We start from the raw sequence: 266 nt of genomic DNA, 5'->3' as shown, positions 1-266 counted from the left end.
CGAGGATTTCGCCGAGCCGCGCGAGGAGCCGGCCCCGCGCAGCAGCCGTGTGACCAGCAGCAAGGCGCCGGTGGCCAAGGGCGCCAGCACCGGGCCGCTGTGGGCTTTGGTCGGCGCGCTGAGCTTCGCCCTGGCTGGCCTGGGCTGGTGGAGCCTGCAACAGATCGGGCTGATGGAGCAGCGTCTGGTGGCGACCCAGGAGAGCTTCGCGCGCATCAGCGAAGAGGCCGCCGGACGCATTCAGGATATTTCCGGCAAGGTAGTAG

The 266-nt window shown here is 69.5% G+C and carries 1 protein-coding gene; it reads left to right on the top strand.

The window, feature by feature from the left end; all coding sequences use genetic code 11:
• Positions 1–266 (top strand): hypothetical protein (locus tag V0R37_RS22345; protein ID WP_420376588.1); only part of this gene is annotated, 266 nt, incomplete at both ends.

Origin of the sequence: Pollutimonas rozaliensis (genome assembly GCF_048751585.1) — a bacterium.
Taxonomy (GTDB): domain Bacteria; phylum Pseudomonadota; class Gammaproteobacteria; order Burkholderiales; family Burkholderiaceae_B.
Note: the sequence above shows the minus strand (reverse complement) of the source record. Positions and strands in the feature narration are given on the sequence as shown.